This window comes from Streptomyces sp. NPDC005266, assembly GCF_040607655.1.
Classification (GTDB): Bacteria; Actinomycetota; Actinomycetes; order Streptomycetales; family Streptomycetaceae; genus Streptomyces.
The window spans coordinates 311,696-327,126 of sequence record NZ_JBEXHC010000004.1 but is presented as its reverse complement, the minus strand read 5'-3'; the positions used below and the strand labels follow the sequence as shown (position 1 = coordinate 327,126).

Annotated in this window: 14 protein-coding genes; 6 read left to right on the top strand and 8 right to left on the bottom strand. The window is 71.8% G+C overall.

What is annotated here, in order from left to right; translation table 11 throughout:
- Positions 1-25 precede the first annotated feature (25 nt).
- Positions 26-913, bottom strand: a complete 888-nt coding sequence (locus tag ABZU99_RS10380; protein ID WP_355949926.1) for an AraC family transcriptional regulator — start codon at positions 911-913, stop codon at positions 26-28.
- Positions 914-1,332: 419 nt separating this feature from the next.
- Between ABZU99_RS10380 and ABZU99_RS10375 the strand changes: the two genes are divergently transcribed.
- Entirely contained in the window at positions 1,333-1,839 is a 507-nt protein-coding gene (locus ABZU99_RS10375; RefSeq protein WP_356045151.1) for a DUF664 domain-containing protein, read from the top strand.
- A gap of 81 nt (positions 1,840-1,920) precedes the next feature.
- On the top strand, positions 1,921-2,679 hold the full coding sequence (locus ABZU99_RS10370; protein ID WP_355950014.1) for a metalloregulator ArsR/SmtB family transcription factor: 759 nt from the start codon (positions 1,921-1,923) through the stop codon (positions 2,677-2,679).
- Positions 2,680-2,740: 61 nt separating this feature from the next.
- Here ABZU99_RS10370 and ABZU99_RS10365 read toward each other — a convergent pair whose 3' ends face one another.
- A complete protein-coding gene (locus ABZU99_RS10365; RefSeq protein ID WP_356045148.1) occupies positions 2,741-3,406 on the bottom strand; it encodes a pentapeptide repeat-containing protein in 666 nt (221 codons plus the stop codon).
- A gap of 70 nt (positions 3,407-3,476) precedes the next feature.
- The gene (locus ABZU99_RS10360) at positions 3,477-4,067 is read right to left on the bottom strand and encodes a GNAT family protein (RefSeq protein WP_356045145.1); all 591 of its coding nucleotides are present in this window, start codon (positions 4,065-4,067) and stop codon (positions 3,477-3,479) included.
- A gap of 403 nt (positions 4,068-4,470) precedes the next feature.
- Between ABZU99_RS10360 and ABZU99_RS10355 the strand changes: the two genes are divergently transcribed.
- Positions 4,471-5,430, top strand: a complete 960-nt coding sequence (locus tag ABZU99_RS10355) for a hypothetical protein (RefSeq protein WP_356045142.1) — start codon at positions 4,471-4,473, stop codon at positions 5,428-5,430.
- Positions 5,431-5,465: 35 nt separating this feature from the next.
- Here ABZU99_RS10355 and ABZU99_RS10350 read toward each other — a convergent pair whose 3' ends face one another.
- The 4 genes from ABZU99_RS10350 to ABZU99_RS10335 form a co-directional block, all read right to left on the bottom strand.
- Positions 5,466-6,641, bottom strand: a complete 1,176-nt coding sequence (locus ABZU99_RS10350) for a damage-control phosphatase ARMT1 family protein (RefSeq protein WP_356045141.1) — start codon at positions 6,639-6,641, stop codon at positions 5,466-5,468.
- A 77-nt stretch (positions 6,642-6,718) separates the two neighbouring features.
- On the bottom strand, positions 6,719-7,552 hold the full coding sequence (locus tag ABZU99_RS10345; RefSeq protein ID WP_356045138.1) for a pentapeptide repeat-containing protein: 834 nt from the start codon (positions 7,550-7,552) through the stop codon (positions 6,719-6,721).
- 377 nt (positions 7,553-7,929) lie between these two features.
- Positions 7,930-9,120, bottom strand: a complete 1,191-nt coding sequence (locus ABZU99_RS10340) for a flavin-dependent oxidoreductase (protein WP_355949943.1) — start codon at positions 9,118-9,120, stop codon at positions 7,930-7,932.
- A gap of 1 nt (position 9,121) precedes the next feature.
- On the bottom strand, positions 9,122-9,499 hold the full coding sequence (locus ABZU99_RS10335) for an SgcJ/EcaC family oxidoreductase (protein ID WP_355949945.1): 378 nt from the start codon (positions 9,497-9,499) through the stop codon (positions 9,122-9,124).
- Positions 9,500-9,588: 89 nt separating this feature from the next.
- Here ABZU99_RS10335 and ABZU99_RS10330 point away from each other — a divergent pair, with 89 nt between their 5' ends.
- On the top strand, positions 9,589-10,470 hold the full coding sequence (locus ABZU99_RS10330; RefSeq protein ID WP_355949947.1) for a LysR family transcriptional regulator: 882 nt from the start codon (positions 9,589-9,591) through the stop codon (positions 10,468-10,470).
- 81 nt (positions 10,471-10,551) lie between these two features.
- Here ABZU99_RS10330 and ABZU99_RS10325 read toward each other — a convergent pair whose 3' ends face one another.
- Positions 10,552-11,247: a GNAT family N-acetyltransferase gene (locus ABZU99_RS10325; protein WP_356045134.1), complete on the bottom strand. Its 696-nt coding sequence runs from the start codon at positions 11,245-11,247 to the stop codon at positions 10,552-10,554.
- Between the two features lie 384 nt (positions 11,248-11,631).
- Between ABZU99_RS10325 and ABZU99_RS10320 the strand changes: the two genes are divergently transcribed.
- Both ABZU99_RS10320 and ABZU99_RS10315 read left to right on the top strand, forming a co-directional pair.
- Entirely contained in the window at positions 11,632-12,567 is a 936-nt protein-coding gene (locus tag ABZU99_RS10320) for a TauD/TfdA family dioxygenase (RefSeq protein ID WP_356045280.1), read from the top strand.
- A 61-nt stretch (positions 12,568-12,628) separates the two neighbouring features.
- A complete protein-coding gene (locus tag ABZU99_RS10315; RefSeq protein WP_356045131.1) occupies positions 12,629-15,412 on the top strand; it encodes a BTAD domain-containing putative transcriptional regulator in 2,784 nt (927 codons plus the stop codon).
- Positions 15,413-15,431: the final 19 nt, after the last annotated feature.

Below are 15,431 nucleotides of genomic sequence, written 5' to 3'. Positions count from 1 at the left end.
CAAGGAAACGGGGCCAGGGGGCGGGTCAGGGCCGGGAGCCCGAGGCGCGGGTGCGGAAACCGGCCGGAGTCTCGCCGGACCGGCGCCGGAAGAACTTGGTGAACACCGTGGCGTCGGGGAAGCCGAGCCGCTCGCCGATGGCCGTGGCGGACAGTTCGGTGTGCACCAACAGCCGCTTGGCCTCCAGCAGCACCCGGTCGTCGATGAAGCGCTTGGCGCCGCATCCGGCGGTGGCGCGGGTCGCGCGGGTGAGGGTGCGGACGCTGTAGCCCAGTTGCGCTGCGTAGTCCTCAACCCGGTGCGTACGGGTGAAGCCGCGCTCCACCGCACGCTGGAAGCGGCGGAACGCCTCGCCGCCCGCCGCGTCGCCGCCCTGGGCGCCCGGCAAATGGGCCAGGCGCAGCACGAGCACGGCGACCAGATGGCGGACCGTCTCGATCTGCGCCTCCAGCGGCCCGGTCGTCGCCCGGTACTCGCTCTCCAGCAGGTCCAGGACGCCGCGTACGGCCTGGGCGGCTGCGCCCTCGGGGAGCAGCGGGGCCTGCCGGGTGTGCCGGTTCAGCCGGGCGGCCGCGGTGGTGGCGGTGCCCAGATAGCCGGGCGGGAAGAGCACGACGGTGCCCTCGGCGGCGGTGAGGTCGGAACGGAACTGGTGGACCTGCCCGGGGCGCACCCACATCCAGCTCCCCTCGGTCAGCTCGTGCTCGGTGAAGTCCACCGAGCAGCGCAGCACCCCGGAGCGCACGGTGATCAGCTGGTGGAAGGTGAGCCGCGCCGGGGAGTAGACGTCGAGGTCATGGCCCCGCGCGCGAGCGAACAGGCTCGGGAAGTCCAGGACCGCCGCTCCCGGCGGGGCTCCCATGGAGGGCCGGAACGGAACCTCGGCGACATCGGCGTGTCCGTTTCTGTCCATAGCGCGTCTTCAGTATACGGCTGGACTTCCCTGGTGCGCACCTAGCGTGGAGTGCACAGCGGTGACTCAGTGACCGAAAGAGACATCAACTTCCCTGTGCCCGCAAGAACCGAGGGAGCGTAGTTCAGCAGCCGGTCGCGCACCGCGTCCCGCAGGGCCACCGCCGCTGGATGGGTGGACCAGCTGAGGATGAGCCCCCGCGACCGCCGAGCCGTTGGCGGCCACCGGCGCGTACAGCCCGAAGCCGGCCATGGTGGCCAGGAGTTGCTCGGGTTCGGCCGCGGTGGCCTGCCGGTCGAGGATGTCGGCGAGCATCGGATTCGCTGGAGCGGTCACGGAACGAGCGGAGAAGTTGGCGGCGCGCACCCCCGGCCCCAGGGTGAAACCATGGCCGGGAACGACGAGCGAGGGAGCGGCGCATGAACAGCGGGGATCTGCTGGCCGACGCGTTCGAGCGGGTGTCCGAGGCGGTGCACTCGGCCGTGGACGGGCTCACCACGGACGAACTGGCCGTACGGCTCGACAGCGGCGCGAATTCCATCGCCTGGCTGGTGTGGCACCTGACCCGCGTCCAGGACGACCACATCGCCGACGCCGCGGGCACCGAGCAGCTGTGGACCGCCGAGGGATGGTACGACCGGTTCGGACTGCCGTTTCCCCCGGCGGCCACCGGCTATGGGCACCGGAGCAAGGACGTGGCGGCGGTGCGGGTGGACGCCGATCTGCTCACCGGGTACTACGACGCCGTGCACGAGCGAACGGTCCAGTACGTGCGGGGGCTCAGAAACGCCGATCTCGACCGGGTCGTGGACGAGGCGTGGACCCCGCCGGTGACCCTCGGCGTCCGGCTGGTGAGCGTCATCGCGGACGATCTGCAGCACGCCGGGCAGGCGGGCTTCATCCGGGGCGCGATCCGGCGGCGCTGACGGGCATCGCGGGAGACATGGTTCATCGGCTCGATTGACATGCAGGTAATTGCCTGCATAACGTATGGCGTGAGCTCAGAGATGGACAAGGTCTTCAAGGCGCTGGCTGACCAGACCCGGCGGTATCTGCTCGACAGGCTGCATGAGCACAACGGGCAGTCGCTGGGTGAGCTGTGCCGCCGCCTGGAGATGACCCGCCAGTCCGCGACTCAGCATCTGGCCGTCCTCGAGGACGCCAATCTGGTCACCACGGTGCGGCGGGGCCGCGAAAAACTCCATTACCTCAATCCCGTCCCCCTCCACGAGGTCCAGGAACGCTGGATCGACAAGTTCGAGCGCCCGCGGTTGCGCGCGCTGAGCTCGGTGAAACGTCAAGCAGAGGAAGCCATGGCCGACAAGCCGTCATTCGTGTACGTCATCTATATCGAATCCACCCCGGAGAAGGTCTGGCACGCGCTGACCGACGCCGATCTCACGGCCGCTTACTGGGGCCACAGCAACGTGTCGGACTGGCAGACCGGCTCCGCCTGGGAGCATCGGCGGACGGACGGCTCCGGCGTGGCCGATGTGGTCGGCACGGTGGTGGAGAGTGTTCCACCGACGCGGCTGGTGACCACCTGGGCCGCGCCCGGCGAGGAGCCCGCCGACGGCCCCTCCCGGGTCACCTTCGACATCCAGCCGCACGGTGGGATCGTCCGGCTCACCGTGATCCACGAGAATTTGGCCGACGAGGCCGAGCGGACCGCGGCGGCCAGTGGCTGGGCGGCGGTGCTGTCCAACCTGAAGTCACTCATCGAGACCGGAAGCCCGCTGCCGCAGGAGCCCTGGCTCGTGCCGTAGCCGAGGGGCGCGGCCCTCCGTTGCCCGGCGCTTGCCGCCGTGCCGGTGGGACGTTGCGAGCTCACCTGCCGGTTCCACGGTCCCGCACCGTGATGCCCAGGGCGTCGGCGAACATCGGAGCGAGCTCCATCAACTGCCCGCCGGTGATGGTGGCGCCGCGCAGCGCGTCATGTCCGTCGCTGATCTCCAGCCGGGTGGCGTCCCGCAGATCCACCTTCGCCATCCGCGCCTTGCCGAACCGCACACCCTCCAGCGCCGAGCCGGGAAACGTGACGTCGGTCAGCGCGGCACCGCTGAAGTCGACATCGCGCAGCAGGCAGTCCACGAAGCTGACGCCCCTCAGCTTCGCGGCGCGCGCGTTCACCGACTCGAACTTGCAGCGATGGAAAGTCACCCGGTGCAGCCGCGCGGTGAACATCTCCAGCCCGGCCAGCACACAGCCGATGAGCTCGCCGTCCAGCCAGTCGGTGTCCGCCAGGTCGGTGCCGACCCATCGCACGCCGTCCAGCCACACATCGTTGAAGCGGGCACCGCGGTAGCGCCCTCCGGTGAAGGTCACCGAGGAGAACGCGGACTCGATGAACCGGGCGTTGCGGCCATCGGCCTCGTCGATGTCACCGCCGTCGACATGGACGGTGTCGTAGTCGCCCCCGTCGGCCGTGGTGCCGTCGAACGGCCGCAGGTGGCTCGCGTACGGCAGATCGGCGAGCTGACGAGGGGGTGCCATCACGGACCTCACTTCTCCGGGCAGGGGGACGGAACGCATGGTCCATCATGGCCGACGGGGACCGCGCCGATCATCGCCCCGGGTGGCCGCGGTGGGCCGCCCACTCCCGTTTCAGCAGGGACATCCGTACGGCGTCGATCCACTCGCCCTCGTGCAGCAGCGCCTCACGCTCCGTGCCCTCCGCCACGAAGCCGACCTTCTCGTACACCCGGCGGGCCCGGGGGTTGAAGGCGTAGACACCCAGCGAGATGCGGTGCAGGCCGAGCCGTTCGAAGCCATGGCCGACGATCAGCCGGACCGCCTCGGTGCCGAGCCCGCGCCCCCGGCCCGCCGCGCCGATCAGCGTACGGAAGGCGCAGTTCTGGTTGGGCTCGTCCCATTCGTGGAGCACGACCTCACCCACCAGCGCGCCACTGGCCCGGTCGACGACAGCGAGATCGAGGCGGTCGTCCTGATCCTTGCGGCTGCCGTACCACGAGCGCGGCCGCGCCTCGTCGAACGAGCCGCTGCTCCCGGTGAACGTACGGACCTCGGCGTCGTCCAGAATCCGGGCCATGGCCGGCGCGTCGTCCGCGGTGAAGGGGCGCAGCACGACCTTCTCGCCGGGGAGCACGGGCTTGAGCGAGAAGCCGGCCGTCGGGCACGGGGGCAGCGATGTCATCCCTGGATTCTGGGCCAGGCGCCGGCTTCCCGTCGGCCGCGTTTACGGCGGACACCGGCGCGTACGCGGGGGGGGGCGGGGCGTAGCTGGATGCATCGCGCAACCATCCGCCCGAGATTGGCCGACGGGCGTGTCCTCCATGGGGGCGAACAGGACGATCTGCGGACCTTGCCCCTCGGCCATGGCCCCCGGAACGGGCCCCGGCACCCGGCAGGGCGCCGGGCCCGGACGGGTTTCTTCCAGGTGGGGGCCGAATTCCCCGGCGAGCACACCCCGACACCGCACTCGGCCGCGCTGTCAATCCGTCATTTCAGGGAATATCCGTGTCTTCGGTGACCCGGCTAGCTTGCTCCTGATCCTGACACCACGTCAGGGATGCGATGAGAGAGGCGGGTTCACGGACATGGCGCGAAGCCGAAGGGACATGCTGCGGGCCGCGACGGCCATGGCGGGGGCGGCCGCGGTGGGCGCCGGGGGTGGCGGCACGGCCGCCGCCACCCCCGGCGGGGCGCGGTCGAGACGCGTACTGAGTTCCGTGGGGACACGGCTCAACACCTTCCGTGACGCATCCGGCCTGGTGACCGTCTCGGTGTTCTCGCACCGCGGAAGCCCGCCCCAGCAGCACTGGATCGATGAGACCGTGCTCGTCGGCGACGGGGACATGATCGCCATCGGCGGCGGTGCCACGGCTGTCGAGTACCCCCAGGGCGCGCTGCTGACCGCGTCGTATCCGACGGACGACCTGTCCGGCTGGACGGTCAGCTCGAAGGACCACGTCGACGCGCAGGCCCATGAGCTGGTCTCGTATGTCATCGGGCTGAAGATCGCCGGGATCAGCCGGGAGGAGCTGCTGCGGTCGGTCTATGTCTCGCGCGCGGACAGCGGCCTGGCCCCGCACCCGGAGGCCGAGGCCGGCATTCCGTCGTCGGACGAGTATGTGCTGGTCGGTGGCGGGTTCCGGGTGGACTGGCACGGGTCGGGCAATCTCGCCACCGCCTCCTTCCCCGCCACCGAGACGTCCTGGAAGGCGCGGTCGAAGGACCATCTCGTCCCGGACCCTGCCAATATCCGGGTGTTCGCGATCGCGCTGCGCCGCTTCTTGCGGGTCGGGGTCGTGTCGAACAGCTTCACCAGGGCCGATTCCGGTCAGTCCCCGCACCCCGCCGCCGTGGCGTCCGTGACCCCGGGCTACGCGCTGACGGGAGGCGGCGCGGACGTGCACTACCGCGGCTCGGGCAATCTGCTCTGGAAGCTGGAGCCGACCACCACCCAGACGCCGAGCTTCGGCGCGGCCTCCAAGGACCACCATGTGTCCGACCCGGCCACCATCACGGCCTACTCGGTGGGCATCCGCGTCTTCTGACCTGCCCTGCCCCCGGCCCCTCCCCCGGCGCCGTCTCAGCGCCGTACCTGGATCAGCGCATGGGTGCCGCTGGTACGCCAGTTGGTCTCCTGAGCGTTCAGCGCGGCCACGGTGCGCTCGTCGAGACCGACGATCACATCCGACTTGAGGGTGCGCAGCGCGGCCACCGGGCCGGGGAAGTACCCGGTGCGGGCCGCGAAGGAGGTGGTCGGGGGCCACATCCGGTCGCCCACCAGGCGCCGGTAGTTCAGATCGCCCTTCATCACGGTGAGGGTGGCGTCGGCGAACTCGCCCCGCAGTTCGCCGGGCATCTCGGTGTACGGCAGCGGGGCGCGGAAGAAGTCGTGGGCCCGGACGGTGAGACGGCCGTCGCGCATGGCCGCCCACAGCCGTTCGCCGGCCTCGGCCGCGGCTCCCCGCGCACGGACCAGCCGGCCAAGGGAGTCGACGACATCCGCGGTGGTGGCGTCCGATACGTAGTACGGATACGGCTTGACCTGCAGAACGGCCCGCTCGGCGCGCCGGTGGCGCAGTACGTGGTCGATGAGGACGAGATCGGGGATCAGCTCGCGCCCGGCGTTGTCCGCGACCAGGCACAGCGTGGCCGGTGCGCCGACGGGCAGCAGCGGCCACAGCGCCTCCGTGTCGTCGGCGAGCAGCGGCGGCGCCTGTCCGCCACCGGCTTCGGTGCCCTCGGCGCTGATGCGGAAGCCGAGGTCCGCGCGGTTGCCCCAGAGCGAGCCGTGCACCAGCGCGCTCGCCTGTTCCTCGACGGGCAGCCGCAGGATGTCGTCGAGCGCGGCGAGTTCCGCGTCGGCCTCCGGGGTGCGCAGCTCGGCGTGTTTGAAGGGCCGGAAGGGATCGATGCCCCGCCAGGGGCCGTCCGTGAAGTAGCCGACCGCTTCGAGGAGTTGGCGGTAGAAGTAGCTCTCGGCCCAGAGGAAGGGCACCTCGTACCAGGAACGGCCGAAGTATCCCCGGCCCCACTCCTGCCAGCAGTCGTGATCGTACGCGGAGGGTGGAAGCGGTGTGATGACACCCTCGGCCGTGTTGTCGCGCAGGGCGTCGAGCGCACGGTGCTGTCCGGGGCCGTACGGAAAGGCGTCGCGCACCTTCTCGATCAGCGCCGGATGCCGCTCGGCCAGCACACTCCGGGAAAACGATCCGGGCTCATCGCTCAGGATCACGGGCGCGTCGGGGGTGTCGGACATGGCGCAAGGATGGCATACGTGCCGGTGGGGGCCGGTGTTTCCGCAACGGGGTGGTAGCCGGCCGGGAGGCCCGGGAGCTACCAGTGCGCGGGGCGTGTGAGCGCCGAGGGCAGTCTGGTGGCGGCGTCGCCCCTGCCCGCGTTGAGCTGGGCCTGGGTGAGGAAGAGGGCATCCGTGAGATCGGCCCCGCGCAGATCGGCGTCGCGCAGATCGGCCCCGATCAGATCCGCCGCGGTCAGATCGGCCCGCCCCAGGTCGGCCGCGATGAGATAGGCCCCACGGAGGTTGGCGCCGCGCAGATCGGCGCCCCGGAGGCGGGCCCCGATGAGATCGGCGCCTCTGCGGTTCTTCTTCCTGCCCGGGATCCTGGCCCGCACCAGCTCGCTCGTCCGCAACAGCAGCCGGCTCACCTCTGCGCGGTGGGCCGCCACGTCCAGTTCCCTGAGGTCCGGGGCGGCGCCGCGGGTGAGGCGCTCCGTCTCGTACAGGGCGTGGCGCAGCTCGCCGTGGAGGGGGCGGGCCGGCGGGAGAGTCAGCGCCTCGGTGAGGTACCACAGGAGCTCATGGAGCTGCCGCATGACGGGGAACACCGCGAACATCTCCGAGGCGGTCTCCGGGTGCTGCCGCCAGTCACGGCCCTCGAAGGTGTGCTGGGAGACCTTCTGTCCGGCACCGAAACAGTCGAAGACCGTACAGCCGGAGAAGCCCTTCTCCCGCAGCCGGGAGTGGATGCCACAACGGAAGTCGGTCCGCAGATTGCGGCAGGGCTCCCCCGCGTCCTTGGTCGTCGCGAAGTCCGCCGACGCCGCGAAGGGCAGCGCGACACAGCACAGCCCGAAGCAGCCGGCGCAGTCGGCCTGCAGTTCGAGGCGGCCCGAGGGGGTGGACGGGGCTTCGGGGGTGGATGACACCGGGCGTGGTCTCCGCTTCGCGAGGGGCACCGCGGGGTACGGCGGTGCTCGGCATGGGCCTCTATTCTCCCAGCCCGGTGCCGGTGCGGGACGAACCCCGGAAGGGTGCCGGGTTCAGTCGAGTTCAGCCAGGTTCAGCCGGGTTCAGCCGGGGATGATCAGCTCGATCCCGTAGGCGGCGATCGCCGGACACGCGGCGAAACACAGCACCGCCGTGACCGTGGCCACCTTGTCGGGCCCGCTGTGAGCGGCCCCAGGCCACGACCGGTGAGGCGATCGCCGGGATCACGATCTTCTGGATGATCGCGTACAGACGGTCGCCAACGCGGGTGTCCGGCGAAGGGGTGAGGGCGGGTTGGCGGCGGCCGCGGCCCAGCTCACCAAGGGGTCAGGGAAGCGCGGGTGTTGAGCGCCCGCGCATCGCTCCCCGTGGCCTGCCGGTAGGCGTCGGTGACCCGGGCGAGCTCCCGCGCGGTGCGCCCGCCGTCCCGGTGCATCGCCCGGTTCGCCCGTACGACGGCCGCGGTCGCCTCGCGGCGCTCGGCCTCGTAACGGGCCAGCCCGGCCGGTACGTTGTCCGCTCTCGCGAGTTCACAGGCGAGGACACGGGCGTCCACGATGGCCTGGGAGGCGCCGTTGGCGCCCACCGGATACATCGGATGCGCGGCGTCGCCGAGCAGCGTCACCCGGCCGCTCCCCCAGGACGGCAGCGGCTCCCGGTCGACCATCGGGTAGACGAGGATTTCGCCGCTGTTCCTGAGCAGGCCCGGCACATCGAGCCAGCCGAGCCGCCAGTCCTCGTAGTACGGCAGCACGTCGGCGAGCCGGGCGGCGCGGTTCCACCCCGCGTCCCCGCCCAGCGGGCCGGGCTCCGCCACCCTCACCTGGCAGACCCAGTTGATCCGGCCGCGGCCGATCGGATACGCGACCAGTTCGGCATCCCCGTCGCGCACGATCGCCATCGAGCGGCCGGTCAAAAACCGCTCGGCCTCTGTCGTACCGCGCCACATCCGGATGCCGGACCACAGCAGCGGACCGCCGTCCGGGCACAGCCGGGCGCGCACCGCGGAGTGCAGCCCGTCGGCGCCGATCAGCGCCTCGGCCTCCGTCTCCTCGGCCGTCCCCGTCGCACGGTCGAGGATCCGGGTGCGGACCGTGTCCCGCCCGGCGGACTGCCGGAAGTCCACCACGCGCGCGCCGGTCCGCACCGCATCCGCGCCCAGCCGCTTGTGGACCGCCGCGAGCAGCAGCAGTTGCAGCTCCCCCCGGTGGACCGAGTACTGCGGCCAGCGATAGCCCTGGGCGACTCCGCGCGGCTCGGCGAAGAGCCGGTGGCCGTATCGGTCGGCGTACACGTTCTCGGCGGTGGCCACGCCGATGGCGGCGAGGTCATCGCCGAGGCCGAGCTCGATGAGCTCACGGACGGCGTGCGGCAGCAGATTGATACCGACGCCGAGCGGCCGGATCTCCCGGGCGCTGTCGACGACGGTGGCGTCGATGCCCGCGGCGTGCAGGCTCAGCGCGGCGGTCAGCCCGCCGATCCCGGCCCCGGCGATGAGGACGGTCATCTCACTCGGCTCCGGCCGCGGGGCGGATCTCGGGGCGGTCCATGATGCGCAGCCAGGTGCCGTCCGGCTGACGCCGCGCGACCTGCACCCGGCCGCCGGTGTTGTCGGCGGCACGGGTCGAGGTGAGGGCCAGGTCCCCGTAGTGGACGGTCGGCAGCGCCTCCTCCACCTGGAAGGGCGCGGTCGCGTGCTCGAGCATCCGCTCGCATACGGCGCGGATGGCCTCACGGCCCACCGTCGAGGACCCCGGCGGATAGGCGAGCACCGCATCGGGTGCGTAGAGCTCGGCCAGCCCCTCGGCGTCCCGGGCGTTGGCCCGCTCCACGAACAGCCGGGCCAGTTCCTCGGGGGTGGTGGCGCGGGCGCGGGTCTCAGTCATGATCGACTCCTTTCTCCTGGTCCCCACTCTGCGGCCGCGCGAGCCAGAAGTCCAAGAGATGACAAGTCTCGTTGCTAGAATGAACGCTTATGGAACTGCATCAGCTCGGCTACTTCGTGGCGGTGGCCGAGGAGCGCAACTTCACCCGGGCCGCGGAGAAGCTGCATGTGGCCCAGCCCGGGGTCAGCGCACAGATCCGCCGGCTGGAGCGTGAGCTCGGCCAGGAACTGCTGGACCGCTCGGGCCGCTCGGTGCGGCTGACGGAGGTGGGCGCGGCCGTCCTCCCCTACGCACGTGCCGCGCTCGCCGCGGTGGAGGGCGCCCGGCACGCGGTCGACGAGCTGACCGGGCTCCTCCGGGGACATGTCGCGGTCGGGACCGTGACCTCGCACAGCGTCGATCTGCCGGGGCTGCTGGCGGAGTTCCACGACACCCATCCGGCGGTCGAGATCACCCTGACCGAGGCCACCTCCCACGAGCTCATCGAGGGGCTGCGGACGGGACGCCTCGACGCCGCCATCGTCAGCGTGGGCGCCACGACACCGCCCGGGATCGCCCTGGAGGTGCTCACGGACCAGCCGATCGTGGCCGCGGTCAGCCATGACCACGAGCTCGCCGTCCACTCCGTCATCTCACTGGACACCCTGCGCGGCCGCGCGCTGATCAGCCTGCCCCCTGGCACGGGGCTGCGCACCCGGATCGACGAGGCGTGCGCGGCCGCCGGTTTCACCCCGCACATCGCCTTCGAGGCCAGCGACCCCGAGGTGCTCGCCCAGCTGGCCGAGCGCGGCCTGGGGGCGGCGATTCTGCCGCGCTCGTTCGCCGAGGCGCGGTCGGAGCGGCTGCGGACGATCGCCATCAACCGGCCGGCGCTGCGCGGGCGGCTGGCCTTCGCCTGGCGGGCGGACGGCCCGAGCGGTCCGGCCGGCCGGGCCCTGGTCGAGCGCGCCCGCGGCGCGCTCGGCGCGTAGATCCTGCCGGTCGGCGCGGATCGGCCACCGCCGTCCGGCGCGAGGCGACGCGAGCCCGCGTGGGTCGGGGGTGGCGCTGCGTCAGACCGCGGGGACGGCCGAGGGGTTGCGGACGAGGCCGGTCAGCGGGGACTCGGTGCGCCAGCCCAGCGACTCGTACAGCGCCCGTCCCTCCGGCGTCGCCCCGAGCACCGCGGCCTCGGCCCCCGCCTCGGCCCCCGCGTTCGCCAGGGTGCGCATGACAAGACTGCCCAGGCCCTTACGGCGCTGGTTCACCGCGGTCTCGACCTGGTCGACGACGGCGGTCCGCGTCCCCGGCGGGATCGCCACCTGACCACGGGCGGCGAAGGTGCCGTCGGCGGTGACCACCAGTGCGCGGGTGAGGCCACCACGCGTCCAGGTGCGCAGCCGATAGCCGTCGGGCACCGGCGCGGACACCGGGCGCACGGCCGTCGACATCAAGAACCCGGGGTCGTCGAAGTCCCAGCCGGCGGCCATCCAGGGCCTCACGGTCTCCCTTGGCAGCATCACCTTGAGCCAGGTGCCGGGCGCCGTGAAGGTCTCCGTGAGCTTGCGGACCAGCGCCTCGTCGGCCTCGGGCAGCACATGGCGGGTCACCTGGCGGGACATTCCCACATCGAAGCTGAACCCCCACTCCTCCTCCACCGGTGGCGATGCCAGACGCGAGATGACCCAGCCCTCGACCCAGGCCCGCACCCGTTCCGGATCCACCCGAGCAATGTCCGCCCGCTCCGCTTCGGCCCGGTACGTGTCCATTTGATCCCCGTACGTAATAGGCGAGTTCGGTGGACGCAGCTTACGCCCCGCCGTTGACAGTGTGGCCGGGGAGATTCCAGAATTGCCCCATGACCATGCGCCGGTTCACCATGACGGGACATCTGAGCGCCCCGGACCGGACCGGGTGTGAGCGCTCGGGGCTCTAGCCCCCACTTCGCGCCACACGGCCACTGCCCCGCGCCACCCAGGCCACGCCGGTCACCCGGTCATTCCCCGCGGTCACCCGGTCATTCCCCGCACGATCCGGATATCGCGACGACCCGGACGGTTCACCGTGGTCTCCCGTGGCGCGAAGGCATGACTCACCTTTCCCGCCTGCCTCCTGTCACCGCATCACGTATGAGGAGAACCGCCATGACCGCCATGACCGTTGCCGACACCCAGCCGTCCGTCCTGCGTGCGGCACGGATCCCACCGGACGGCATGTACGAGGGACCGCGCGAGCTGCGGCGCCTGCCCGAGGGGTGGGAGGAGCGTCCGTACGAGCGGTTCGAGGTGGTACCGCAAGGGCGCGTCATCGGCGCCGAGATACGGGGCGTCGATCTCTCCCGGCCGCTCGAGCCCGCGCTGCGCGAGGAGCTCAACCGCGCCCTGCTGGAGTGGAAGGTGCTCTTCTTCCGCGGCCAGCACCTCACCTCGGCACAACAGCGCGGCTTCGCCCGCCACTGGGGAGAGCTGGAGACCAACCCCCTCCTCGCCACGGGCTCCAGTGAGGACGTCGTCCGCTTCGACAAGAGCGCCGGAGCCACCCCGACCTTCGAGAACGTCTGGCACGCCGATGTCACCTTCCGCGAGCGGCCCGCGCTCGGCGCCGTGCTCCAGCTGCACGAGGTCCCGCCCATCGGCGGGGACACCATGTGGGCCGACATGGCCGCCGCGTACGACAATCTGCCGACGGAGGTGAAGGACCGCATCGAGGGCGCCACGGCCGTGCACGACTTCATCCCCGGCTTCGCCCGCTTCTACGGACCGGAGCGGCTCGCCCCGTTCCAGGAGATGTTCCCGCCCGTGGAGCACCCGGTCGTCCGCGTCCATCCGGAGACCGGTCGGCGGCTGCTGTTCGTCAACACCTCCTTCACCACCCGGATCACGGGGATGGAGCGGGCGGAGAGCGACCGGCTGCTGAGCTTTCTGTGCCGCCAGGCGCATGTCCCCGAGTACCAGGTGCGTTTCCGCTGGCATCCGGGTGACGTGGCGTTCTGGGACAACCGGGCCACCCAGCACTACGCGGTGGGCGACTACGCCCCGCACCGCAGGGTGGCCGAGCGCGTCGCCATCGAGGGCGACCGGCCCGTCTGACGGGGTCTCCGGTATAACCGTTGCCAACGTGGTCAGTTGACGATCCGATGAGAGGCGACGGGTGCGATACCGGGTCCTTGGGGCGCTTGAGCTGTGGGACGGCGACAGATGGATCTCCCTCGGCCCGGCCAAGTGGCGGATGCTGCTCGCCGTGCTGCTGTGCCACGCCAACCGGACGGTGACCACCGAACGCCTCCTGGACGAGCTCTGGGGCGAAGAGCAGAGGCCCCAGAGCGCGGCCAAGCTGCTGCAGACCTATGTCTCCCGGCTCCGCCAGAGCCTGGGCGACGAGTCCGGGCGGCTCCTGATCACCGACAAGCAGGGCTATAAGGCATACGGCTACCGACTCGCCGTGGAGACGGCCGAGTTCGACGCACACCGCTTCGAGCAGCTCGTCGAGGAGGGGCGGCGCGGGCTCGACCGGGAGGCCCCCGAGGCCGCCGCGGAGCGGCTGCGCGAGGGCCTGGCGATGTGGCGGGGCGGCCCGTTCACCGATGTGCCGCCGACCCCGTCCGTGGAGGCGGAGACCACGCGGCTGGAAGACTTCCGGCTCCAGGCCCTGGACGCCCGGATCGAGGCGGACCTGCGCTGCGGCCGGCACGCGGCCGTCCTCGGCGAGCTCGAGGTGCTCACGGCCGAGCACCCCTTCCGGGAGGGGCTGCGCGGCCGGCTGATGCTGGCCCTGTACCGCTCCGGCCGGCAGGCCGACGCGCTGGCCGCCTACCGCGATCTGCACCGGCTGCTGGGCGAGGAACTCGGCGTCGAGCCGACGCCGCCGCTGCGAGAACTCCAGCAGCGGATCCTCAGCGCCGACGCCTCCCTGCTGGCGGCGCCGAGCCCCGGGCCGAACCGGTCCGTGCCCGCCGCCGCTCCCCGGCCCGCCGTCAGGGGCCCGCGTCAGCTGCCGCCCGCCAGCCCCGCGTTCACCGGCCGCCATGGCGAAGTCGCCGTGATCGAGGCGCTGCTGGAGCCATACGCGGACGACGATGCGGGACCCGGCCCGGGCGGGCGGCCCATGGTGATCGCGGCCATCGACGGCACCGGCGGAGTCGGCAAGTCGACCCTGGCCATCCACGCGGCCCACCACCTCGCCGACCGCTTCCCCGACGGTCAGCTCTACGTCGATCTGCACGGCGCCACCCAAGGGTTGTCGGCCCTCGCCCCCGGTGAGGTGCTGAGCCGGTTTCTCCGCGCCCTCGGCGTGGACGGATCGAGCGTGCCCAGCGGCACGGACGAGGCGTCGGCCCAGTTCCGCTCGCTCGTGGCGGGCCGGCGACTGCTGGTCATCCTGGACAACGCGGCCGGTGTGGACCAGGTACGGCCGCTGCTGCCCGCGGGGCCGGGCTGCGCCGCGCTGGTCACCAGCCGCGAGATGCTCACCACCCTCGAAGGCGCCACCCATCTCCATCTGGACGTCCTCCCCCGCGACCAGGCCGTCGCACTGCTGGAGCGGATCGTCGGCGCGGAGCGGGTGCGGGCCGAGCGCGCGGAGGCCGAGGAGATCACCCGGCTGTGCGGCGGGCTGCCGCTGGCACTGCGGATCGCCGGCGCCCGGCTGGCCGCCCGCCCGGCCTGGCCGCTGCGCACACTGGTGGCCAAACTGACCGACGCCCGCGGCCGGCTCGACGAGCTGCGCTTCGGCGACCTGGCCGTTCGCACCAGCTTCCAGGTGAGCTACGACGGCTTCCGGCTCGGCCGGCGCTCCGACGACCATGACGCGGTCCGCGCCTTCCGGCTGCTCAGCGCCGTACACGGACCGGATGTGAGCCTGCCGGTGGCCGCCGCGCTGCTGGATCTGTCCGCCGACCGCACCGAGAACGCGCTGGAACGGCTGGTCGACGCACAGCTTCTGGAGTGCCCCGACTCCGTCCGTTATCACATGCACGATCTGCTGCGGCTGTTCGCCTCCGAGCAGGCGGAGCGGGAGGAGTCCGAGGCCGACCGCACGGCTGCGCTGGAGCGGGCGCTGTCCTGCTATGTGGCCACCACCCAGAACGCGGTGACCCTGCTCGACCCGATCCGGCCCTGGCCGCGGCAGCCCGTCGAGGGCCGCGTGGTCCCGCTCCGGAACCGCGCCGAGGCCGAGGCGTGGCTGAAGACCGAGCTCCCCAATCTGCTGGCCGCCGTGGCCCACGCCGTGGACCCGGCCCAGCCCGAGCCCCTGGTGCGCCTCGGGATGGGTCTGACGCGGGCACTGCAGTGGTTTCTGTATCCGCGGGCCCACGCCCAGGACCTCCAGACGGTCAATGAGCTGGCCATCCGGGCCGCCCGCCGGCTGGGCGACCCGGAGAACGAGGCATGGGCGCTGGACGGGCTCGCGGGTGCGTACTGGCTGCAGCACAGCTATGACGACGTACGGTCCGCCCTTCGGTCGGCGGTGGAGATCTGGCGCTCGCTGGGCCATCGCGAAGGCGAACAGCACTCCCTGCGCAACCTCGCGGACGCGCTGGCCGAACTCGGGGTCTACGACGAGGCCATCGCCGTCCAGGAACGTCAGCTGGCGCTCGCCCGGGAGACCGGCGATCTCACGGCCGAGGTGGTCGGCCTCGGCAACCTCGGCCGGGCGCATCGCGGTCTCGGCCACCCGGAGACCGCCCTGAGCTGCTTCCGGGAGAGCCTGGAGCACGCCCGCCGGACCGGCAACATCCACCATGAGGGCTTCGCCTTGTACGAAATCGGCATCACCTACATGGAGTTGGGGAAGTTCCCCGAGGGGCGGGCCCATATGGACCAGGCGCTGCCCGTGTGGCAGCGGCCCGGGACGTACGAGAGCTGGCGGGGACACACCTGGAGCGGGCTCTTCCCCGCCTGTATGACGATGCAGATCGGCCCCGGCCCCCACTGACGCGGGGCCGGGGGTCGGG